General features: G+C 59.4%; 19 protein-coding genes and 1 pseudogene. 8 read left to right on the top strand and 12 right to left on the bottom strand.

Features of this window, described 5'->3' with window-relative positions:
• Position 1: 1 nt before the first annotated feature.
• From V7Z56_RS12560 to rffA, 4 genes are all read left to right on the top strand, one after another.
• Positions 2-922 (top strand): hypothetical protein, encoded by a 921-nt coding sequence (locus tag V7Z56_RS12560; protein WP_334129848.1) that lies wholly within the window; start codon positions 2-4, stop codon positions 920-922.
• Complete coding sequence (locus V7Z56_RS12565; protein ID WP_334129849.1) at positions 919-1,323, top strand: GtrA family protein; 405 nt, start codon at positions 919-921, stop codon at positions 1,321-1,323. The genes V7Z56_RS12560 and V7Z56_RS12565 overlap by 4 nt, the downstream gene beginning before the upstream one ends.
• On the top strand, positions 1,320-2,144 hold the full coding sequence (locus tag V7Z56_RS12570) for a class I SAM-dependent methyltransferase (protein WP_334129850.1): 825 nt from the start codon (positions 1,320-1,322) through the stop codon (positions 2,142-2,144). Before V7Z56_RS12565 ends, V7Z56_RS12570 begins: the two co-directional genes overlap by 4 nt.
• A 118-nt stretch (positions 2,145-2,262) precedes the next feature.
• A complete protein-coding gene (gene rffA / locus V7Z56_RS12575) occupies positions 2,263-3,399 on the top strand; it encodes a dTDP-4-amino-4,6-dideoxygalactose transaminase (RefSeq protein WP_443023811.1) in 1,137 nt (378 codons plus the stop codon).
• A 24-nt stretch (positions 3,400-3,423) separates the two neighbouring features.
• Here the strand turns inward: rffA and V7Z56_RS12580 are convergent, their stop codons facing one another.
• The 8 genes from V7Z56_RS12580 to V7Z56_RS12615 form a co-directional block, all read right to left on the bottom strand.
• Positions 3,424-5,493, bottom strand: coding sequence for a hypothetical protein (locus V7Z56_RS12580; protein WP_334129852.1), 2,070 nt, complete (start codon positions 5,491-5,493; stop codon positions 3,424-3,426).
• A 217-nt stretch (positions 5,494-5,710) separates the two neighbouring features.
• Positions 5,711-7,027: a TRAP transporter large permease gene (locus tag V7Z56_RS12585; protein ID WP_334129853.1), complete on the bottom strand. Its 1,317-nt coding sequence runs from the start codon at positions 7,025-7,027 to the stop codon at positions 5,711-5,713.
• Entirely contained in the window at positions 7,027-7,593 is a 567-nt protein-coding gene (locus V7Z56_RS12590; protein WP_334129854.1) for a TRAP transporter small permease subunit, read from the bottom strand. The genes V7Z56_RS12585 and V7Z56_RS12590 overlap by 1 nt, the downstream gene beginning before the upstream one ends.
• 162 nt (positions 7,594-7,755) lie before the next feature.
• Positions 7,756-8,778, bottom strand: coding sequence for a TRAP transporter substrate-binding protein DctP (dctP, locus tag V7Z56_RS12595; RefSeq protein ID WP_334129855.1), 1,023 nt, complete (start codon positions 8,776-8,778; stop codon positions 7,756-7,758).
• Between the two features lie 448 nt (positions 8,779-9,226).
• The gene (locus V7Z56_RS12600) at positions 9,227-10,567 is read right to left on the bottom strand and encodes a TRAP transporter large permease (protein WP_334129856.1); all 1,341 of its coding nucleotides are present in this window, start codon (positions 10,565-10,567) and stop codon (positions 9,227-9,229) included.
• A 6-nt stretch (positions 10,568-10,573) separates the two neighbouring features.
• Positions 10,574-11,059 carry a TRAP transporter small permease gene (locus V7Z56_RS12605; protein WP_334129857.1) on the bottom strand — a complete coding sequence of 162 codons (486 nt, stop codon included), beginning with the start codon at positions 11,057-11,059 and terminating at the stop codon, positions 10,574-10,576.
• Positions 11,060-11,092: 33 nt separating this feature from the next.
• Positions 11,093-12,172, bottom strand: a complete 1,080-nt coding sequence (locus tag V7Z56_RS12610) for a C4-dicarboxylate TRAP transporter substrate-binding protein (RefSeq protein WP_334129858.1) — start codon at positions 12,170-12,172, stop codon at positions 11,093-11,095.
• A gap of 342 nt (positions 12,173-12,514) precedes the next feature.
• Complete coding sequence (locus V7Z56_RS12615) at positions 12,515-13,594, bottom strand: C4-dicarboxylate TRAP transporter substrate-binding protein (RefSeq protein WP_334129859.1); 1,080 nt, start codon at positions 13,592-13,594, stop codon at positions 12,515-12,517.
• 672 nt (positions 13,595-14,266) lie between these two features.
• On the opposite strand from V7Z56_RS12615, the gene V7Z56_RS12620 reads away from it, so the two are divergent.
• The 4 genes and pseudogenes from V7Z56_RS12620 to V7Z56_RS15720 all read left to right on the top strand — a co-directional run.
• Positions 14,267-15,478 (top strand): acetyl-CoA C-acetyltransferase, encoded by a 1,212-nt coding sequence (locus V7Z56_RS12620; protein ID WP_334129860.1) that lies wholly within the window; start codon positions 14,267-14,269, stop codon positions 15,476-15,478.
• A gap of 91 nt (positions 15,479-15,569) precedes the next feature.
• Positions 15,570-16,151, top strand: coding sequence for a PhnA domain-containing protein (locus tag V7Z56_RS12625; RefSeq protein ID WP_334129861.1), 582 nt, complete (start codon positions 15,570-15,572; stop codon positions 16,149-16,151).
• A 106-nt stretch (positions 16,152-16,257) separates the two neighbouring features.
• Positions 16,258-17,154: a KPN_02809 family neutral zinc metallopeptidase gene (ypfJ, locus tag V7Z56_RS12630; RefSeq protein WP_334129862.1), complete on the top strand. Its 897-nt coding sequence runs from the start codon at positions 16,258-16,260 to the stop codon at positions 17,152-17,154.
• Between the two features lie 86 nt (positions 17,155-17,240).
• Positions 17,241-17,412: pseudogene (locus V7Z56_RS15720) on the top strand (neutral zinc metallopeptidase); the annotation flags it as partial.
• Here V7Z56_RS15720 and V7Z56_RS12640 read toward each other — a convergent pair.
• The 4 genes from V7Z56_RS12640 to V7Z56_RS12655 form a co-directional block, all read right to left on the bottom strand.
• Positions 17,397-18,872, bottom strand: a complete 1,476-nt coding sequence (locus V7Z56_RS12640; protein ID WP_334129864.1) for a hypothetical protein — start codon at positions 18,870-18,872, stop codon at positions 17,397-17,399. The pseudogene V7Z56_RS15720 and the gene V7Z56_RS12640 sit on opposite strands and share 16 nt — an antisense overlap.
• A gap of 185 nt (positions 18,873-19,057) precedes the next feature.
• Positions 19,058-19,843 carry an enoyl-CoA hydratase-related protein gene (locus V7Z56_RS12645; protein ID WP_334129865.1) on the bottom strand — a complete coding sequence of 262 codons (786 nt, stop codon included), beginning with the start codon at positions 19,841-19,843 and terminating at the stop codon, positions 19,058-19,060.
• A 221-nt stretch (positions 19,844-20,064) separates the two neighbouring features.
• Positions 20,065-20,787, bottom strand: a complete 723-nt coding sequence (locus V7Z56_RS12650; protein ID WP_334129866.1) for an ABC transporter ATP-binding protein — start codon at positions 20,785-20,787, stop codon at positions 20,065-20,067.
• Positions 20,784-21,548, bottom strand: coding sequence for an ABC transporter ATP-binding protein (locus V7Z56_RS12655; protein WP_334129983.1), 765 nt, complete (start codon positions 21,546-21,548; stop codon positions 20,784-20,786). Before V7Z56_RS12655 ends, V7Z56_RS12650 begins: the two co-directional genes overlap by 4 nt.

The raw sequence follows: 21,548 nt of genomic DNA on the forward strand, positions 1-21,548 counted from the left end.
CATGTCCGGGCACAAATGGAACAAACTTGGGCGGATTTTTACGCCAGCGGGCGGACATCCGGAGCTCCTGAGCCATGCCGCCAATCCGCTGCCCGTTCACATGTCGGGCGATGTCTACCGGATTTTTTTCAACGGCCGCGATGCGGGCAATCGCTCCGCCGTCGGCGCGTTTGATTTTGATATCATGCGGCGTGAGGTGATCGAGGAATACCACGCGCCCTTTTTCAGCGCCGGGCCGCCCGGCAGCTTCTATGCGGACGGCGTCAGCATCGGCAATTGCTATCGCGTTGGCAATGTCACCTATCTGGTGTTCATGGGCTGGCAGAACCCGCCGGATGCCCATTGGCGCGGCGATATCGGACGGCTGATCGTGCATGACGATTACACCCTCTCCCTTGCCGAGGAAACCGCCTTTATCCCCGCCGACCATTTCAACGGGATCAGCCTCTCCTATCCCTGGGTGCAGGCCATGACATCGGGCGGCTATGAGATGTGGTACGGCGTGACCTATGACAACAACTGGGATGCGGGCAACGGCGAAATGCTGCATGTCCTTCGCCGCGCGGTATCCGCGAACGGGCATGAATGGGCGGATGCCGGCGACGCCATTCCTTTTGCCCTTGGCGTTGCGCAGGCCTTCTCGCGCCCGACCGTCCTCGTCGGGCCGGACGGCGCGGAAGATATGTGGTTTTCCTATCGCTCCGGCGACGGCACGCCCTATCGCATCGGCCACAGCCGCAAGACGGGGGATGGCTGGACCATGCCGCCCGGCGATCCGGGGATTGACGTCTCCGCCGCCGGCTGGGACAGCGAGATGATCGAATATCCGTTCGTCTTCCGGCACGCGGGTCAGGTCTATATGCTCTATAACGGTAACAGCTACGGCAAAACCGGCATCGGGCTGGCGGAGCTTGTGCAATGAGTCTTGAGTTTGTCTCGAGCCTGTGGAGCAAGGCGTGGCGCTTCTCCATCAGCGGCGTGCTTGCCAATGTGATCGGCTACTGCCTCTACCTGCTCCTGCTCAAGCTGTCCGTTCCCTATCCGGTCGCGATCACCATCTGTTACGCCCTCGGGATGGCGTGGGGGTATCTCGTCAATAAATACTGGTCCTGGCAGGATGAAAGCCCGATCTTCAAATCCGCAGCGCTGTATGTGGCGGTTTACGGGCTGGTTTACGTCAGCCATATGGGGCTTGTCGTCTATCTGGTGCAGGGGCTTCAGATCGGGCCCGAATGGGCGGCGCTGATTTCATTTCTGTGTCTCGTTATTCCGCTCTTTATCCTGCTGGACAAGGTGGTCTACCGGGCATCGAGGAGGGGGTGAGAGTGGAGACGGTCCGGCGAGAGTTGCCTTTCAGGGACGAGCAGCAGGCGGCCCGCCTGCTGGCGGAAGCGGCATTCGGCGCGCGGGAAATCTCGCCCTGTCTCGCGTCTCTTGATGCGGGCGCCGCCGTGCTCGAAGTCGGCTGCGGCGCGGGCGTGCTGCTGACGCGGCTTGCGGAGGAGTTCAGGACGCTGTCCTTCACCGGTGTCGAGCCGATCGGGCCGGGTTTCGCGCAGTTTGCGGAAAGTCTCGCCGCGATTGAGAACAGCTATGACAACGTCACCATTATGCGCCAGCGCATCGAGGATATGCAAAGCCCCGGGACGTTCGATCTGATCTTCTCGGTCAATGTGTTCGAGCATCTCGACGACTGGCGGCGGGGGATCGATATCTGCCTCTCCATGCTGAAGCCGGGCGGCGCGCTGGTGATCCTTTGCCCGAACTATAATATTCCTTACGAGTCGCATTTCGCCCTGCCGATACTGTTCGGAAAGTCATTCACCGAGCGCGTTTTCGGGTCCAGGATCCGCCAGCTTGAGGAGCGGCTCGATGCCCACGGGCTTTGGAAATCTCTGAACTTTATCAAGGCGTCAGAGTTATCTCGCTACTGCCGAGAAAAACGCTATGCGGCGACCTTTGACCGTGCAATTATGCGGCGCATGCTGGATCGGCTGGAAGAGGATGCGGAGTTTCGCAAACGCCAGAGCGCCCTTGCGCAAGTGGCCATTGCCGCAAACCGGATGGGCGCGGGACGGCTTCTGGAAATACTGCCGGCGCCGTTCGGGGCCTATATGAAAATTACGGTAAGACCGGCGGCATGATGGCCGTCGCGCGGAGGAGTTGAGGAACAGGGATCAAAAGAACAACTGGTTTTAAGAAGTTTCGACAGGGTCTTTAGGTGCGTCAGGGCATTAGGGTGAAGGGCTGGTTGGTATGTCTATGGATGTATTTCTGAATAAGGTTTTTGTGACCGGGGACGAGGCAAAATATATCGCCGAGGCGATTGCCGGCTCCCAGCGGGGCGGGATGATTTCCGGTGATGGCAGCTTTACCCATCGTGCCAGCGAATATCTCGAAAAGAAGTTCGATGTGGCTCAGGTCCTGCTGACGCATTCCTGCACGGCGGCGCTGGAAATGGCGGCGATCCTTGCCGATATCCAGCCGGGCGATGAAGTGATCATGCCGTCCTATACCTTCGTCTCGAGCGCCAATGCCTTTGTGCTGCGCGGCGGCGTTCCCGTCTTTGTCGATATCCGCCTCGATACCATGAATATCGATGAGGAGCTGATCGAAGCGGCGATCACCGATCGAACCAAGGCCATTGTACCGGTGCATTATGCGGGCGCGGCCTGCGAGATGGACCGGATCATGGAGCTTGCCGAAAAATACAACCTCATCGTGATCGAGGATGCGGCGCAGGCGATCTTCTCCAACTACAAGGGGCGCCCGCTCGGCAGCATCGGGCATCTCGGCTGCATCAGCTTTCACGAGACGAAGAACATCATCTCCGGAGAGGGCGGGGCGCTCTATATCAACCGGCCCGAAATGATCGCGCGCGCCGAGATCATCCGCGAGAAGGGGACCGACCGTAAAGCCTTCCTTGAGGGGCGGGTCGATAAATACACCTGGCGGGATATCGGGTCGAGCTACCTGCCCTCCGACATGCTGGCCGCCTTCCTGCTGGCCCAGCTTGAGCATGGCGAGGAAATTACGAGGCGGCGCGTCAACGCCTGGAAGATGTATGACCAGATCCTGCGGCCGAGCAACCTGATCCAGCTGCCGGAATACGGACCCGATAACCAGCCGAACGGCCATATGTATTTCGGCCTGGTGCCGGACGCTGCGAAACGCCGCGCCTTCATCGAAGGGATGGCCGGGCATGGCATTCAGGCGCTCAGCCATTTCGTGCCGCTGCACACCTCGCCCGCGGGGCAGAAATTCTGCCGCGTTTCGGGGTCCATGGAAAAGACGATAGAGGGGGCCTCGCGGCTCGTCCGCCTGCCGATGTATTGCGGCGTGGAGGAGCATGTCGAGCGGATCGCGACGACGGCGAAGGCTATTCTCGCCGAGCTGTGATCGCCGGGCCGCCCGGCCCGGCGCTCACTCCTCCGGCAGTTTCTTTGCGATATTCCAATAGGTCCCGCGCTCTGCGATCTCATAGCCGACATCGCGGAGCATATTGCTTTGGAACGTCTCGACCGCTTCGGGAATGCCGGCGATGTTTTTATCCGTCGCCCTGTCGAAGAGGATGTAGGGCGCATTCACTTCTTTCAGATCCGCCAGAATCTCATCGCGAAGCTCATCGCGATGGGCGAAGAAGAAGATGGCCTTTTTGCGCAAAGCCGGCTCCGTTCCCGTCAGGCGCGTCATGCTGAGGGCAACCCCGCTCATCCATTTCGCTCCCGGCAGCCGCGCCTGCAGCGCCTCAAGCTCCGCCGCCTTCTCCGTCGCATAGGCGCAGAGCGCGCGCGAGGCCGGAAGGCCGTCGATACAGGGCGCCACGTCGCCCTGCAGCCGGTCGATCGCTGCGATATAGGGATCGGGCTTCAGGAGATAGCGGATCGGATTGCCGAACAGAAACGGCGCCACCAGAACAATCAGCGTGAAGGACCAGATCAGCCGATCCTCCCGCACGCCGCGGGCGAGGCGGGGCAGCATCAGAAGAAAATAAAGGATCAGCGGCAGCCACATCTTGGTGATGTGATAGCGGTTCATCTCATAGGGGCCGATGGCGATGATCAGCCCGACAATCACAACCCCCTGAAAGGCGAGCGGTGAGAGCGGCGTGCGGTCCCGGATGTCGAGGAGGTGCCCGGCGAACAGCATCAGCGCATGCCCCATGACAAGGGCGAAGGGCGGAAAGAAATAAAAGGAGAGGCCCGCGAAACCGCTGGTGCCGCTCTCGATCTTGACCCGCGTGATTGCGAGAAGCTCCTGAAAGACGATATCAAGCGGGCCGTCAAAGAAGAGCAGGATGAGGAGAAGGGCGGAAAGCGCAAAGGCGATGGCGGCCAGCAGCAGGGCGCTGAGGAGCGTCAAATTCCCCTCTTTCGCGCCCCGGACCAGGAAGCCGTAGCCCATAGCGAGGATGCAATAGACGCCGGTCTCGAAATTATAAAAGATGAACGCCGGCGCGATCAGCCCGAACAGGAAGGCCGCCCGGCGGATCGGGAGATGGCCAAAAGCGTAGGCGAGCAGGGCGGTCAGCGGCAGCAGGATGAAGCGAAGCGGCAGCGCGTTCGGCGTCATCAGGTTTTGCAGCGCGCCCGACATGGTGCCGGCGAACAGCAGCATGATGAGAAGCGCCGATGCCCAGATAAGCCGCCCGTTCTCCGCCCCGAGGCGCTGACGGATGAGCAGGAAAATGAGGCCGAAGAACAGGATATCGACGAGGATCAGCAACGCCTCTGTCCCGGCGAGGTCGCGAAAGGGGGCAAATTTCTGCCCGAGCGCGATGAACTCCGTCAGCAGCAGGCCATAGGCGGAAAAGGCTTCATATAGGTGCCGCGGATCGCCCGCGCCCGCGATGCCATCGCCGATCACCGCCGACCAGTGCATGTCCATTATCCAGAGCTCACGGTCGGGAATGGCGGGCGGCACCAGCAGCGGCAGGAGGTAGAGGCCGAAAAAGGCGATCACAAAAGCCAGAATGATCTGCGAAGTCCGGAACCGCCCGTTCAGCACTTCCTTCATGAGATAGGCCGCAAGAAGCGCAAACACCACGTCGCGGAGTTTGAGATCATAGAGCAGCAGGACGAGGATCCAAAAGGCAATCACGCAATATGGCCGGGCGGCCTCCGGGATGCCGGGGGAGAGCTGGATGTCGCGCGGCGCGCTGCGGGTAATCACCCCCGGCCTCACAAGCCCCGTGAGAAGGGCGCCGGCGAACAGCAGGATGCAAAGGACGCTGTAAAATGTCGTCTGCAACCGGGTATCGGGCATCCCGAGATAGGCGATCTGCTCGGGCCGGAAGCCTTCCATCGACAGCGGGCCTTGCGTCAGATAGGCCGCAATCCCGAGGCTGAGCAGCCCGCTGATGACGACAAAGGCCAGCAAGCGCAGGTTTACGAGGTTCAGGAAACGATCGAGGAAAAGAAAGGTATGGTCCTGATAGGCGGCCAGCCCGTTTTGCAGGGTGCGTTTGAGGCTTGCGGTCTTTGCGGAACTCATACGTTACCCACCTCTTGACTGTCGGGTTATGCGCATCACCGCTATTTTGTTACGAGGTTTCCGTGGCCCTGTCCAGTTTTGTTGGCGTGCCAAAGGCGTGAATATTCGGGCGTTACGTCCGGTTCGGGAAATTGGACGCCTGTTGCGCGTCCATCAAAAAAACACGCGGCAGAGGCTGCCGCGTGTTCTTCTGCACAAGAGCGTGCGGCTCGGCGCGCTAATTGAATATGTAATCCGGCAGCCACAACGCGATGGCCGGAAAGATGATGATGATCAGCAAACCGAGCAACTCGACGATCGTATAGGGGCCGACGGACCAGTATATGTCCTTCATGCTCACCTCTGGCGGCGCAACTGATTTGAGATAGAACAGATTGAAGCCGAACGGCGGCGTCATATAGCCGATCTCCATCATGATGACGAACAGAATACCGAACCATATCGGATCGAATCCATGCATTGTCACAAGCGGCAGGAATACCGGCAGGGTGACCAACATAATGCCAACCGGGTCCAGCACCATGCCGAGTATCAGCAGGACGACCATCATGAAGGCAAGAGCCCCCCATTTTCCGCCGGGAATATGCGCGGTGATGTTGGAGATGAACTCCTCCGCGCCCATGGCCGTGTAGGCCATGGAATAGGCATGCGCCGCAAAGATGATCCAGGCAATCATTGTGCTGAGACGGAATGTCTGGAGCGACGCTTCCGAGAGCGATGTCCAACTGAGTTTACGATTGACAGCGCTGGCTACCAGAGCGCCGAACACGCCGACTGCGGCGGCCTCGGTCACCGTTGCATAGCCGCCAAAGATGGCGCCGAGGACCAGTAAAATGATCAGGATCGGCAGGACAACGGACCGCAGCGCCTGCATTTTTTCTGGCCATTTGGCTCTCTCCTCCGGCGGGAGCGCCGGGCCCATTTCGGGCTGAATCCAGCAGCGGATACCAATATATAATGAAACCAGCAGGAACAGCAGCAGGCCCGGCATCACGCCGGCGGCGAACAACCGGCCGACAGAAACCTCTGTCAGGAGCGAATAAAGAACCATCAGAACCGAGGGCGGGATCAGGATGCCAAAACCGCCGCCCGCGTTGATTGCGCCGAGCGCCAGCCGGTGATTGTAGCCGCGTTTCAGCATCTGTGGCAGGGCAATGGTCCCCATGGTGACCACGGCGGTACCGGAAATACCCGACATAGCCGCGAAAATGGTGCAAATCCCGACAGTGCCGATAGCAAGGCCGCCCCTGACGCCGCCCCACCATAAATGCATCATGCGATACAGATCATGGGCGACGCCGCTTCGTTCCAGCAACAGGGCCATGAACACATAGAGGGGGATCGCGATAAGCGATGATGTCTCCATCAGGTCCCACATCTTGGACGCGATGAGATAGAAGGCGATAGGCCCCTGTACAAAATATAGAAAGATAACCGACAGGCCACCGAGAACGAAAGCGAGCGGCACCCCCAGCATGATAAAAAGGAACAGGAGGCCGAAGAAAAGGAGCGTTAAAACCTCGATGGATAACATCACGCGTGCCCCTTTTCTTCTGTTTTATCGTCCGAAAGGGGACCAAAGGCGGTTTCGTCAACATCAATGCCCATCACGATCATGATGTCCGCTATCAACTTCACGATTCCCTGCAAGGTGAGAAGCGCCGCCGCGACGACGATCATGGTCTTGGATGGCCAGATGGGAGGTCTCCAGGTTGTCTCGTAGCTGACTTCAAGGCGGGAAATACTGTCATAGGCCATGGAGGAGGATTCCATCAGCAGCACCGCCATGAACAGGAAGAACAGAAAGCTGGTAGCGATATCGACGACAGCTTTTTTCTTCGCTGAAAAGTGGCTGTAAAACAGGTCAACATTGACATGACCACGTATGGCCAGCAGATATCCGCCGCCGATAATGGTATAAACGCCAAAGATCAATTTGGAAGCCAGAGCTGACCAGGAAATCGGGCTTTCGGTAACATAGCGCATGACCACATCACCGAATAAAAGAAGGAACAGGAGCAGGATCGCGTAACATGCAACGCGCGCAATCCAGAGATTTATGGTTGTTATTGTCCGTGCGAATGCTGTCAAAGCCGCCATGTGACTCTCCAGTTGTTGATGTCTTGGGGGCGAAATCGCCACCCGCGAGCGTCGGAGGAAACAGGGTAGGGGATGCTTGTCCGCTACCGGGGTCTTTTCTGAAAAAAGACCCCGGTTTCATTTCGCTCCGCGCGGCGGGGATTTCGACTGGAAAATCAGACCTTACAGGTAGCCGAGTTCTTTAAGATAGGCGACCATCATGTCCGCGCCCTTGGCGCCATTGCCGCCCTTGGCCCGTTCTTCGTCAATGATGCCCATCGTGGCGGACTTGAATTTTTCCTGGATTACAGGCGGGAATTCCACAAGCTTAACGCCCATTTCTGCCTGCCCCTGGGCCAGCGTAATCTTTTCCTTGTATTGATATTCAGCCGTGCGCATCCAGAAACGCAGGTCGAGAAGATGGAGAAGTTCTTTCCTGAGATCAGGTGACAGACTGTTTAGCGCGTTGAGATTGATGATGATTGTGTCAACCGCCATCCCGAGGGTGGGTTTCATGTGATATTTCGCGACTTCCCAGAGGCTCATGGATTTGGCGCCTTGCGCGGCGCCCCAGTGCGCGCCATCGACAACGCCACTTGCCAGGCTGGAATAAAGTTCCGGTCCGGCGATCGACTGGGTTGTGGCGCCAGCCGCTTCAAGGAACTTCTGGATCGTACCGGAGGAGCGAAGTTTCAGCTTCGAAAAATCCTCAATAGTGGTGACTTCTTTTGAAATGACGAGTTCCGTCGGGTAGACCTTCTCGGCGCGGCTCACCACGCCATGTTTTTCCAGATCTTCATTGAACAGGGCTTCCATGCCCATGTTTTTCAGGAAATAGGAGAACTCCCATGCTTCCCGGAAGGTACCCGGAACGCCGAACGCAAGCCCGGCGGACGGGGCTTCGCCCAGAATGTAGCCCGGTGAGATTGTGCCCATTTCAACGACGCCCCGCCGGACGATATTGAAGATTTCGCCGCCTTTGGCAAATTCGCCGGCGCCGAAAAGCTGCAATTCGAACTGACCCTCCGTGTTGGCTTTCAGCTCATCTGCGATGATCTCCAGGCTTTCGCTGAAGGATGACGAGGCTTTCGGCCAATGCGCCTGCACCTTCCACGTGACTTTTTCCGCGGCGGCAGCCTTTCCGATCACGGCCGGAGCCGCTAACATGGCCGCGCCGCCAGTAAGTGCGCCTCGTCTACTAATCATATTCGCTTCTTTTCCCATCATTTTCCTCCCGTTTGCAATGGGGCTGTTCTTAGACTTTACAGCCGTTCTTTTGTCGTTGCTTTCTGCATCTTTTTCTTTGAGAAATCTCCCGAGCAGACAACAGAACTGGGATCAGGCTTCTTGTCAGGTCCGTTACCCGTTGATCCTTGAGCTAATTTAATCCCGCAAAGATCGTAGTATAAAGAGCCACTCAATACAAGTCGACGAGCAAGATTAGCGAACTATTTTGCGCCCGTTTTCGTTAAGATTGTGTCGTGGCGCCAGCGGGATGGCAGGATAATAAAGAGCGCCCCAGACAATCGGAGGCGGGCCTTTGCGGCCGGGTCATGTCTGGTAGAAGGGGGGAGGAGGGAGGAAGCGGATGCAGAAGAAAAAGTGCGAGTGCGTCAACCACCGCCGGGGCAATGGTTGACGCGAGTTGCAAACCCTAGAAGGACCGTGGCAGAACCAGGCTGATCCAGGGGAACATGATCAGGATGACGAGAACGATGACGTCCGCAAAGAGGAACCAGGTTACGCCCTTGAAGATGGTTTCAAGCCGGACAGTATCCCCGATCGCGCCTTTCAGAACGAACACGTTCAGCCCGACCGGCGGTGTAATCATGCCGATTTCCAGAAGCTTCACCATGATCACACCGAACCAGATGAGATCATAGCCAAGATTGTCGATGACCGGGATGATCACCGGGAGCGTCAGCAGCATGATGCCGAGCGGATCCATGAAGGTGCCCAGAATGATGTAGACCACCGACAGCGCCAGAATAATCACAATCGGTGACACGTCAAGGCCGAGCGCGATATCGGACAGATACCCCGCAACACCCGTCATGGCGATGAAGCCGACGAAGATCTTGGCGCCGACAACAATGGCGAAAATCGCCGCCGACTGCGTTACCGTTTCAAGGATCGACAGCTTCGCCCCTTCAACGTTCAGCTTGCGGGCGAGCGCCGCAAGGGCCCAGGTGCCTGCAGCGCCGATCGCCGCCGCTTCCGTCGCGGTCACGATACCGGCATAAATGCCGCCCATGACCAGGATGAACAGGACGATAATCGGCCACACGCCCTTCAGCGAGGTGACCCGCTCCGTCCAGGTGATGTGATGATCGGCAGGTGGAGCCAGCGAGGGGTTGATCGTTGCGCGGATGATGATGAGAATGACATAACCGGCCGCGGACAGGAGGCCGGGCAGCAACCCGGCGATCAGCAGCTTTCCGATCGAAAGCTCGGTAAACAGGCCGTAGATGATCATCAGAATGCTGGGCGGGATCAGGGCGCCGAGCGTACCGGCCGCAGCGATCGTGCCGGTGGCAAGGCCCTTGTCGTACTTATAGCGCAGCATTTCCGGGACGGCGAGTTTGCCCATGGCGGCGGCGGTGGCCATACTGGAGCCGCTGACGGCGGCAAACATGGCGCTGCCGAGAACCGACGCGATCGCAAGACCGCCCGGCAGTTTGGAAAGCCAGGCGCGCGCCGCGGTATATCCGTCATGGGTAAAGCCGAAGTGGAAGGCGACATATCCCATCATCAGGAAGAGGGGAATGGCCACCAGTGAGAATGACGTGACGAACGAGAATGGTTCAAACGACAGGTAGTTGAAGGCCGCGGAAAATCCGCGCGCGAAATCGGGGTTGCGGCCGGCTGGCCATCCCAGTACGAGCATAATGCCGACGAAGCCGACGAGCCCGAGAGCAACGGCAATCGGCACCCGGAGCATGATCAGGAAAATCAAAACCCCGATACCGGTAAAGCCAAGAGTAATCAGGTCCATGGATCGTTACTTTCTTGTTGTGATTTCGAGGATGGCTTGGATCAGGTCGCCTATGAGACGTACAGACATGATCAGGACGCCCGCGAAGAAGACAAGCCGCGTCGGCCATTCCGGGAGGGCAAGCATGCCATCCATGTAACTTCCGACGATCCATGAATCCAGGAAGTAGTAATAGGCGGACCACGCCATCAGCCCGTAAAAGATCAATCCGAGAAGATGCGCAAGGACATCCAGGAACGCGACGCCCTTTGCGGGCATCATATCCGAGAACAGCGTCACCATGATGTGTTCGCGTTTCAACTGGACATAGGCAAGCGGCAGAAAGATAACGAAGACCATCAGAAACTCGTTCATCGTCACGTCATCCGGGACCGGCGCATGGAAAAAATAGCGACCGATCACGGAGACGGTGGTGATTGCGAGCATCGTCATAATGGCGATGCCCGCGATCAGAACGAGAAATCTTTCGAAATAGTGGAAGCTATTATTCATCGAGATTTCCAACGTTTTTTTTATGAGAAAAGGTTAGTTGCGGGTCCAGGGATAGCCCTTTTCAGCAAGTTCCTTTTCATATTTTGCTTCAACAGCGTTGACCTGCTCGATGATCTTTTCAGGATCCAGGCCCTTGTCGGTGACACGTTTCTTCCACTCGTCGAGAAGCGGCTCGGCAGCAGCCTTCCACTTTTCGCGCTCAGCCGGATCCAGAGTCGTGATCGTGAGGGCCTTGCCGTCGATGCCGGCTGCGAGTTCCGCACGGGAATCATCGATATCCTTGATCAGCGCTTCGCCGTAATGATCGATGAATTCTTCGCTGACTTCCGTGATGATCTGGCGGATGTTCTCCGGCATGCTGTTCCAGAGGTCGAGGTTGATGCCCGCGCCGTAGCCCGGAACCTGACCCATGTTGACTTCAACGACATGGCTGCCGACTTCATAGAGCTTGTAGGAGCGAACGGCGAACATGTAGATGGCGGCGCCATCAACGGTACCGCGGTCCATCGCCTGATAGACTTCGCCGAAACCGGTGTTCACCGGAACTGCGCCAAGCGTGCTCAGCAGGTTCATGTAGGAACCGGTTGCGCGGATCTTCTTGCCCTGCAGGTCTTCCGCCGTGTTCAGCGGGAACTTGGTCAGCAGGTCGCTCGGACCGGTCGTGTAGTTGATGAGAATGCGAACGTTGTTGTTCTTCATTTCATCCATCAGTTCCGGCATGGTGCGATGCAGCTCCTGCCAGGTGCGCAGCGTTACCCAGCTGTCGCCGGCAACGAACGGAACGTTACCATAGCTCCAGACCGGGACTTCAGCCGGGTTGTAGATGCCCATGATCGTGCCAACGTCGGCGAGACCGGTGCCAACTGCGCGCAGGTTGTCTTTACCCTTTGCCAGCGCCTGGCTCCAGAAGAACTCGACCTTGACTTCCCCGTCGGTGCGCTTCGTAATTTCATCCGCCCACCACTGAAGGGATTCCGCGCGGGCGCCGCGGGGCGGGCCCAACTCCGAAAACCGGAGGTTGTATTCTGCATATGCGCTGGTGCTGAAAGCACAGAGCGATACAAGCGTCACAAACATTGCGAACCGCTTGGATAGCATGGCTTTAATTTTCATTATTGTCTCCCATTAGGATCATTAATTGGCTTCGGGCAGGCTACTTTCTATCGTTTGCTTGATTCTCCGAAACACGCTGGAAGTTGGTATAGAATTTTGCAACAGTCAACTTATAGAAGCGGACCGCCGCAAGTTTATACGTAACTTCAACTGTGAAGGGGTGGTCCGGCGGGTTGCGCCGCCCCCCGTCATCTCCGCCGATGGCCTGCGGCCAGCAACGGAAACTCTCATGCGCGCCGACACCGCCACAGGGGCGATGCCGGCGACCGGAACGAGAAATCTTTCGCTATCGTGAAAGTTTGTTTTCATCGTTATTTTTCTTGTTCTCCTGGCGGATACAGATCAATTGCGGGTCCAGGGATAGCCCTTTTCCGCCAGTTCCTTTTCATATTTCGCTTCGACGGCGTTCACCTGCTCGATGATCTTTTCAGGATCAAGGCCTTTTTCCGTGGCCCGCTTCTTCCAGTCGACAATGAAGTCATTGGCCGCCTGTTTCCATTTTTCCCGCTCTTCGGGGTTGAGGGTGAAGAATTGGAGCTTCCTGCCGTCAACGCCGCCTTCCAGCTCGTCACGGGCGTCAGTCATGTCGCGGATCAGCGCCTCGGCCAGACGGTCGGGGAACTCCTCGCTGACTTCGGTGAGGACCTGGCGGATATTCTCCGGCATGCTGTTCCACAGGTCGAGATTGATCCCCGCGCCCATCGTCGGCACGAGGCCCATGTTGACTTCGGTTACATAGTCGCCGACCTCATGGAATTTGTAGGCCTTGATCGCGTAGGTGTAAACGACCGCCCCGTCGACGGTGCCGCGATCCATCGCCTGATAAACCTCGCCAAAGCCGATATTGACCGGGACCGCGCCGATATTGTTGAGCAGCGAGAGGAACGAGCCGGAGGCGCGGATCTTCTTGCCCTGCATATCCTCGGCCGTGCGGATAGGGGCCTTGGAGATAATGTCACTCGGGCCGGTCGTGTAATTCTTCAGGATATGAACATTGTGGCCCGTCATCTCGCTTTTGAGTTCCGGCATGGAGTGCTGCAGTTCCTGCCAGGTGCGGAGCGTCACCCACACGTCATCGGCAACGAACGGCAGGCTGCCATAGTTCCAGACGGGGACTTCCGCGGGGTTGTAGATGCCCATGATGGTGCCCATATCGGCGAGCCCGGTGCCGACGGCGCGCAGCGTATCCTTGCCTTTGGTCAGCGCCTGGTTCCAGAAGAACTCGATTTTGACTTCTCCGTCCGTGCGCCTGGTAACTTCATCCGCCCACCACTGCATGACTTCGGCGCGGGCGCCGCGCGGCGGACCGATTTCAGAGAAGCGAAGATTGTAGTCGGCATAGGCATTGGTACTGAACGCAGAGAGTGACGCAAGCGCTGTAAGCATAACGAAACGCCTGGTGAGCATGGCTTTTATTTTCATTATTATCTCCCAATTTTTGGTTCGCATTGGCAGGGTTACATTTTGTTATTCTTGATTCTCCGCCCTTCGGCGGGAGCTGACCTTGCCTGATTTTTCGACAAGTCAGCCAGTCTGTCTGGACAGATAGTCTGCGTAACTTCAACCGTAACGAGATGATTTAGCGGGCTATCGTGATTTACTTCTTAACTTTGGATTGTGATAGCCGCCTCCCCGCCGCCAATATAACGAGCAGAATTCCGTTTGTCAAAACCGATGAATGACTGATTTTAATGCCAAATATCTCAATATAATCATTCACTTATGCTTATGGGCAGGCACGGGCGAAGGGCCGGTGGCGCCGCCGTTGCCCCGCGCGCCCCGCTCCGGCGATTCAGGGAAGGGTTGCGCGCCCGCCCTGCCAGCGGGTAAAAAGACCGGCGACAACGGCGAAGGAGTTGAAGCGGCGCGCCAAAAATGTCAGAACGTGGCCGGAGCTGTCGCGGGATCCGTCTGAAATTCAAGCAGGCGCGGCGAAAATGCGGCGGGCAGGCGATAATCGACTGGTGCCGGTTGCCTTCCGCTGGCTCTGAAGACATATCAGCAGTATCAAGGGGGAAGCGGCGGCGGCCGCTTGCCGTCACACTATAAAATGAAACCCGGATAAACCCATCATAAGAAGAAGGAAAAACGAAGATGCTCAAAGATGTCGTGATTTGCGAACCGGTCCGCACCCCGGTCGGCCGGTTTGGCGGACAATTCAAGGATCTCCAGGCGCATGAACTCGGCCGCATGGTCGTCAAAGGACTGATCGACCGCTGTGAAGGGCTGAAGGATCGTGTCGACGACGTGATCTTTGCGCAGTGCTATGCGACGATGGAAGCACCGGCCATCGGGCGCGTCGTGGCGCTGGATGCCGGCCTGCCGATCACCACCACCGGCTATCAGCTGGACCGGCGCTGCGGCTCCGGCCTGCAGGCTGTCATCAACGCGGTCATGCAGGTCGCGACCGGCGGCTCGGACGTTGTGATTGCGGGCGGCGCGGAATCCATGTCGAACGCGCCCTTCTATTCCACCAACAACCGCTGGGGCATCAAGGGCACGTCGATGGTCTTCCACGACGGGCTGGTGCGCGGCCGCTCGACCGCCGGCGGCATCAACTTCCCGGTTCCGGGCGGCATGCTGGAGACGGCGGAAAATCTTCGCCGCAGCCATTCCGTTCCGCGCGCCGAGCAGGACGAGTTCTCCGTTGAATCGCACCGCCGCGCCGTTGCCGCGCAGAACAGCGGCAAGTTCGACGATGAAATCATCCCGATCACGCTGAAAACCCGCAAAGGAGAGACGGTCATCACCAAGGACGAGCATCCGCGCCCCGACGCCAGCCTCGAGAGCCTCGCGAAACTTCGCGCCATTCTCGGCAGTCAGGATCCGGACGCCACCGTCACCGCCGGTAATGCCAGCGGCCAGAATGACGGCGCCTCGGCCTGCATCGTCACGACCCGCGCCATCGCCGATGAACTCGGCCTCAAGCCCTACGGGCGGATGGTGAGCTGGGCGGTTGCCGGCGTCGGCCCCGAAATCATGGGCATCGGCCCGGTTCCCTCGACCGCCAAGGCGCTGGAGCGCGCCGGCCTCGCGCTCAAGGACATCGACCTTCTGGAGCTGAACGAGGCGTTCGCCGCGCAGGTTCTCGCCTGCACCCGCGACTGGAAGCTCGAAAAATCCGATTTCGAGCGGCTGAACGTCAACGGCTCCGGCATCTCGCTCGGCCATCCGGTCGGCGCGACGGGCGGGCGTATCCTCGCCACGATGCTCCGTGAAATGGAGCGGCGCGGCGCCCGCTATGGTCTCGAGACCATGTGCATCGGCGGCGGTCAGGGCCTCGCGGCGATCTTCGAGCGCGCCTGATCCTGACATAAAGTGACAGCAGGGCGGCGGGACCGGAGCGTCTCGCCGCCCTTGATTTCCGGCGATACCCAACTTGAGACGAGACTAATCCATGACAGTTCTATCCGACCTTCATGCCCGGAGCGGCGGGCTTTGTGAGCTTTGCCAGCGGGCTGATGATCTTTCGCTGTACGCCGTTCCGCCCACGGAGGAGGAAAGCGCCGAGACATGCGTTCTGCTCTGCGCCGTCTGCCGCGCGCAGGTCGAGGGGAGGGAAGAGCTGACCCCTGCGCACTGGCGCTGCCTGAACAACAGTATGTGGAGCGAGACGCCGGCGGTTCAGGTCATGGCCTGGCGGATGCTCAACCGCTTGCAGGAAGAAAGCTGGGCCCGTGACCTGCTCGATATGCTCTATCTCGATGAGGAAACGCTGGCCTTTGCGCAAGCCGCGGGCGGCGGCGGCGACGCGGAGGAGAGCATCCGCCATCTCGACAGCAACGGCGCGGCCTTGAGCAACGGCGATACCGTCATCCTGATCAAGGATCTGCCGGTCAAGGGCGGCGGCTTCACCGCCAAGCGCGGCACGGCCGTGCGCGGCATCTCGCTCGTCCCCGACAATGCCGGCCAGATCGAAGGCCGGGTCGAGGGCCAGCGCATTGTCATCCTGACGGAGTTCGTCAAAAAATCCGGCTAGCGCCAGCCCGCCTCATCAATGCGCGCACGGCGAATATTTGAGTGGTATCGGCGCGCAAACTCCCGTAATTTTAAGGCCTCGCGAGGACTTTATCTGGAGGTGCGTCATGCGATGGCGGGGCCGGCGACGGAGTGACAATATCGAAGACAGGCGCGGCCAGTCCGCGGGCGGCCCCTTTGGCGGCGGCGGGCGGATCCCGGTCCGGCTGCCGGGCGGGGGCGGCGGCAAGCTCGGCATTGTCGGCATCCTCGTGGTCGTCGGCATTTCGCTCTTCCTCGGCATCGACCCCGGCGTCCTGCTGCAGGGTGGCCTTGGCGGCGGGCAGCAGCCGGAGCAATATGAGACCGTCGGCCCCGAGTCGGACGAGACCGCGCAGTTCGTCGCCGTCGTGCTTGGCGATACCGAGGAAAGCTGGCATGAGATTTTTTCTGATCTCAACCGCAGCTATGAGGAGCCGAAACTCGTTCTGTTCTCGGGCGCGGTGCAATCGGCCTGCGGCTTTGCGCAGTCGGCGATGGGGCCCTTCTACTGCCCCGGCGATCGCAAGGTCTATCTCGATCTCTCCTTCTTCAAGGAGCTGAAATCGCGCTTCAATGCGCCCGGCGATTTTGCGCAGGCCTATGTGATCGCGCATGAAGTCGGCCATCACGTCCAGACACTGCTCGGCATTTCCGGCAAGGTGCATGAGCAGCGCTCGCGCGTCAGCGAAGCCGAGGGCAACCGGCTTTCCGTCCGCCTCGAACTGCAGGCCGACTGCTTCGCCGGCATCTGGGCCAACCATGCCGATAACGCGCGCCAGCTTCTGGAAAGCGGCGATATCGAGGAAGCGCTGGGCGCGGCCACAGCCATCGGCGATGACCGGCTGCAGAAACAGGCGACGGGAACCGTGGTCCCCGATTCTTTCACCCACGGCACCTCGGCGCAGCGGGTCCGCTGGTTCAAGACAGGCTACTCAAGCGGCGATGTGCGCGACTGCGATACCTTTTCCGCCGCGCGGCTTTAGGTGCTCTTCATTTTATCATGTTTTTCCATTGAGCAGAGGCGTCCGATAGGGCGTAGCATTACGGAGAATATCTTAAAGACCGATGAAAGAGAGGGGCGGGGACAGTGGTGCCCGATTCCTTCACGCATGGCACCTCGGCGCAGCGCGTGCGCTGGTTCAAAACCGGTTATGCGAGCGGCAATGCCCCGCGACTGTGATACCTTTTCTGCGGTGATGAGCGGGGTGAGCCGCGTCGCACGAGATCAGCTTCGGGTATAAACTTTGCCGTTGATCGTGAGGTTCCGGCCATCATAGTCGCAGTCCCCCGTGCCGCCTGGCACCGGAATGGTGCGGAGCAGAGCGCCGGATGCGTCCCGGTATTCTGCGGGCTGATAATTGAAGCTCATGCTGTTGCGCGTGCCGGAATAGGTGAAGTCGATATCCATGGTGTAAGTTGTCGCGCCGCCATATGTCTGCTGCCAGAGATGCCCGCTTCCGCGCCCGTCGAGCGTCAGCTTGCTGAGCCCGGCATCGGCGCCGAATTCCCCCTCGACATAGGTGCAGCCATCAATCGGCTGCGACGCAGAGGGGGCGGCGGCAGGCTGACTTTGACTGTTCGCCTGCTTCTCTGCCGCTTTTGCTGCGGCAACAGCCGTGGCCGCTTCCGCTTCGCGTTTCACCCGTTCCAGCTGCGCCAGATAGTCGGCTTCCGAAGCGAGTTGCTCGCCGTTGACGAAATAGCATGTGCCGGGGGCCTGTCCCGCACGTGTGCACGGATAGGCGCCGTTATAGAGACTGGCATTCATCCCCGGCACCTTCTCGAAGAGAGTGCCATCAGGGCTGGTTGCCTGGCCGGGACCATAGGGCCTGTAATCAGCAATCGGTCCCGTCCAGCGGGCCCCGTTCGGCCAGGTCATCGTGCCATAGGTCGGGCTTACGCCGTAGTAGCGACCTTCGAAATGCGTCCCGTTCGGCCAGCTTGTCCGAGTGCCCTCGGGGAAGGAATAGCTCTCGTCCAGCCTCGCGGTCGTGGTTCGCCCGTCCTTGAAGACAATATCGCCGGTCAACCGTCCGTTCTGAACGACCGCCTGCGGCATTTTCCCGATCTCGCTTGTCTTATCAAGAAGCGTGACCTCGCCTTCGCCGTAAGGGATGTCGCCTTTTCTCGGGCCGTTATATTTTGCCACCAGGTCAACCTTGAGCACTATGTTCAGGGGGTCATATGTCTGCGCGACGGAGAGGACTTCGCGCGGCGGAGTTTGCTGCGCCGTTGCCAGATCGGGTGAATTTCGCGCCAGCACCGTAATATCATTCATCAGAAAGCCGATATCAACAACCACGACCCGGGTTTCCCCGGCCTGTACATCAATCCACTGGTTAAGTTCCACATCACCGCGCAACAGCACCCGCAGCCAGTACCGGTCGGGCCAGAGGTCGGTACGGAGTACATATCCTTCATTCAGTGAATTGGTGATGAACGGCTTGAATCCCTTGTTCTGTTCCGCCGCGCGCAGCTCCATCTGCCAGCCGTAATAATTGCCGACCTGCGATGGCTTGATAACAAAAAGAATGCTGCCCGGCGCAGAAGGGTTGGCGGCCAGCACGCTGGCGGTGGCGGGCGCTGCCGTCTGAGTCGAGGCTGCGGGCGTCGAGCCGAAAGAGAGTGGATTGCTTTCGCAGGCCGTCAGGGCAAACAGGGCGACAATCAGGGTAAGAAGCGTTTGCAGCCGGTTTATCATGATTTTTCTCTCATAGGCTTCAGAGGCAAGGATTGTATTTTAGAGCTTTACGGGGAAAAAATTAAAGACTGATGAAGGCGAAATTTGCCTGATTAACGGTTTTTTTGCGTAAAATGGAACAAAACCGCCGAAAAGACGCCGCGCGGCGAAGCGCGACGGCTCTCCGACAGTTTTGCCTGAGCGCGTTATTCGCCCCTGAAATTGGCCGGGCGCTTTTCCTGAAACGCCTTGACGCCTTCGGGGAAATCCTCGCTGCGGAACGCCTCGCCCTGGCACGCGGCCTCGAAACGCAGCGAATCCGCAAGGCTGTTCGCCTCGGCGAAGGCGAGCTCGCGTTTGATCAGGCCAAGCGCAACCGTTGGCCCGTTGGCAAGCCGCATTGCGACTTCGCCCGCGCGCGCCATCAGCGCCTCATCCTCGACCACCTCCCAGACAAGACCCCATTCCTTCGCCTCCTCCATGGTGATGGCATAGTCGCCGAACATGGCGAGCGCGGTCGCCCGCGAGAGCCCGAGCTTCTGGACGAGCGACCACGACATGCCCGCATCGAGCACGGCGCCGATCCGCGAGAAGGCCGTCAGCATTTTCGCCGAGCGCGCCGCGATGATGATATCGCCCGCAAGCGCAAGGCCTGCGCCCGCCCCCGCGGCGGGGCCGTTCAGCGCCACAATCACCGGCACCGGCGCTTCGCGTATCGCGAGGATGAGGCGGTTGATCCCCGCCATCATCTGCCCTTCGATCATCTTTCGCCGCTTCGCCAGCCCGTCGCCCTGCAGGTCCGCCCCGGCGCAGAAACCGCGGCCGGCCCCGGTGATGAGGATGGCGCGCGCCGGCAGGCGTTTCGCCGTCACATCATGGAGCGTGTTGGTGACGTCCTGAATAAGATCGGCCGACAGGGCATTCATCTGGTCGGGACGGTTCAGGGTGAGTTTCAGCAGGTTGCCGTCGGTTTCGGTGATCAGGCTCGACATCGGGTGCCTCCGTGGAAAGAGATCAGGATCAGGGGGAAGGGGCGCAACGCGTCTGTTCTTCTTGTTGTTTTGTGGCGAATACTAGCCCGTCCCGCCCGTCTTTGTCGATGCGGATTATAAGCCCGCCGTGACAGTCGCGCGGATGGCGGCGACAAAAAAGGGGAAGCGGTTGCTTCCCCTTTGTCGGGTTTGCCCGGTCCGCGCGGAGCGGGACGGGGGTGTCAGAGGCCGAGGTAGGCTTCGCGCACCTTGTCGTTTTCGAGCAGTTCCGCGCCCTTTCCGGTGAGCGAGATGCGGCCGTTTTCCAGCACATAGGCATCCTCCGCGAGCTCAAGCGCCATATGGGCGTTCTGCTCGACAAGCAGGATATCGACGCCGTTGCGGGAGATGGTCTGGATGATATTGCCGATCGTCTCGACAATCGTCGGGGCAAGGCCGATGGACGGCTCATCGAGCATCAGCAGCTTTGGCGAGGCCATCAGCGCGCGGCCGACGGCGAGCATCTGCTGCTGGCCGCCGCTGAGTGAGTTGGCCGGCATGCCGAGGCGATCTTTGAGGATCGGGAAATAATCGAGCACCATCGCGAAATCCTTCTCGATGGCGTCCCTGTCGGTGCGGATATAGGCCCCCGACATCAGGTTGTCGCGAATGCTCATGGTCGGGAACAGCCGCCGCCCTTCGGGCACGAGCGTCAGCCCGCGCGCGACGGTCTCGGCCGGGGCGAGGCCGGTGATATCCTGCCCCTCGAATTCGATGCGGCCCTTGCCGGGCTTGAGCAGGCCCGCGACCGCTTTCATCAGCGTGGTTTTCCCGGCGCCGTTGGCGCCGACGATGGTCGTGATCTGGCCCTTTTTGACCGTCAGGCTCACCCCGTCGAGGGCCGGAACGCCGTCATAGCTGACGAACAGGTCGGTGATGGATAAAATGACGTTCGACTGGTTCATTTTTTATGTCCAAGATAGGCTTCGATAACATGTTCATCGCGGCTCACGGCCTCGGGCGTGCCGGAGGCGAGGAGACGGCCGTGATTGAGTACCAGGATGCGGTCGCAAATCCGCATCACGGCCCGCATGTTATGCTCGACAAGCAGGATGGTGATGCCAAGTTGGCTGCGGATCATCTCGAAGAGATCAAGCGCCGCGGCGACCTCCACACCCTGCAACCCCGTCAGCGGCTCGTCAAGGCAGAGGACTTTCGGCTCGGCGGCAAGCGCGATCGCGATACTCAGCATGCGCTGCAGCCCGTGCGGCAGGCTGCCCGCCATCACGTCGAGATGATCCTCAAGGCCCGTCAGCTTCGCCATTTCGCGCATTTTCTGCTCGCGCGCGGCCGGTGATTTCAGGCGACGCGTCGTGCCGATGACGATATTGTCGGCGACCGACATATCGCTCAGCAGGCTGTCATGCTGGAACGTCCGGATGAGGCCCATGCGGCTGATATGCGTCGCGCTTTTGCGGGTGATATTCTCGCCAAGGAACACGAGGTTGCCCGAGGTCGGCGGAATAAAACCGCTGATCAGGTTGAAGGTCGTGCTCTTGCCGGCGCCGTTCGGGCCGATCAGGCCGAGGATCTCGCCGTCATAAAGCTCGAAGCTGAAGTCCGCGACTGCGGTCAGCCCGCCGAAGCGGCGCTCGAGATTCTCGGCTTTCAGGAGAACCTTCCGCTCGCCCGCCGGTGCGGCGGGCGAAGACATGGTGGTTTGCAT

It is taken from the genome of Sneathiella sp. (assembly GCF_036844445.1).
Taxonomy (GTDB): Bacteria; Pseudomonadota; Alphaproteobacteria; order Sneathiellales; family Sneathiellaceae; genus Sneathiella.

Bases quoted from the DNA above. Each gene is read 5' to 3' on its own strand.
- V7Z56_RS12560 (WP_334129848.1), top strand. From the start codon at position 2: ATGTCCGGGCACAAATGGAACAAACTTGGGCGGATTTTTACGCCAGCG.
- V7Z56_RS12620 (WP_334129860.1), top strand. From the start codon at position 14,267: ATGCTCAAAGATGTCGTGATTTGCGAACCGGTCCGCACCCCGGTCGGC.
- V7Z56_RS12645 (WP_334129865.1), bottom strand. From the start codon at position 19,843: ATGTCGAGCCTGATCACCGAAACCGACGGCAACCTGCTGAAACTCACC.
- rffA (WP_443023811.1), top strand. From the start codon at position 2,263: ATGGATGTATTTCTGAATAAGGTTTTTGTGACCGGGGACGAGGCAAAA.
- V7Z56_RS12600 (WP_334129856.1), bottom strand. From the start codon at position 10,567: ATGGACCTGATTACTCTTGGCTTTACCGGTATCGGGGTTTTGATTTTC.
- V7Z56_RS12655 (WP_334129983.1), bottom strand. From the start codon at position 21,548: ATGCAAACCACCATGTCTTCGCCCGCCGCACCGGCGGGCGAGCGGAAG.
- V7Z56_RS12625 (WP_334129861.1), top strand. From the start codon at position 15,570: ATGACAGTTCTATCCGACCTTCATGCCCGGAGCGGCGGGCTTTGTGAG.
- V7Z56_RS12585 (WP_334129853.1), bottom strand. From the start codon at position 7,027: ATGTTATCCATCGAGGTTTTAACGCTCCTTTTCTTCGGCCTCCTGTTC.
- ypfJ (WP_334129862.1), top strand. From the start codon at position 16,258: ATGCGATGGCGGGGCCGGCGACGGAGTGACAATATCGAAGACAGGCGC.
- V7Z56_RS12615 (WP_334129859.1), bottom strand. From the start codon at position 13,594: ATGAAAATAAAAGCCATGCTCACCAGGCGTTTCGTTATGCTTACAGCG.
- V7Z56_RS12610 (WP_334129858.1), bottom strand. From the start codon at position 12,172: ATGAAAATTAAAGCCATGCTATCCAAGCGGTTCGCAATGTTTGTGACG.
- V7Z56_RS12640 (WP_334129864.1), bottom strand. From the start codon at position 18,872: ATGATAAACCGGCTGCAAACGCTTCTTACCCTGATTGTCGCCCTGTTT.
- V7Z56_RS12580 (WP_334129852.1), bottom strand. From the start codon at position 5,493: ATGAGTTCCGCAAAGACCGCAAGCCTCAAACGCACCCTGCAAAACGGG.
- V7Z56_RS12650 (WP_334129866.1), bottom strand. From the start codon at position 20,787: ATGAACCAGTCGAACGTCATTTTATCCATCACCGACCTGTTCGTCAGC.
- dctP (WP_334129855.1), bottom strand. From the start codon at position 8,778: ATGATTAGTAGACGAGGCGCACTTACTGGCGGCGCGGCCATGTTAGCG.
- V7Z56_RS12605 (WP_334129857.1), bottom strand. From the start codon at position 11,059: ATGAATAATAGCTTCCACTATTTCGAAAGATTTCTCGTTCTGATCGCG.
- V7Z56_RS12590 (WP_334129854.1), bottom strand. From the start codon at position 7,593: ATGGCGGCTTTGACAGCATTCGCACGGACAATAACAACCATAAATCTC.
- V7Z56_RS12565 (WP_334129849.1), top strand. From the start codon at position 919: ATGAGTCTTGAGTTTGTCTCGAGCCTGTGGAGCAAGGCGTGGCGCTTC.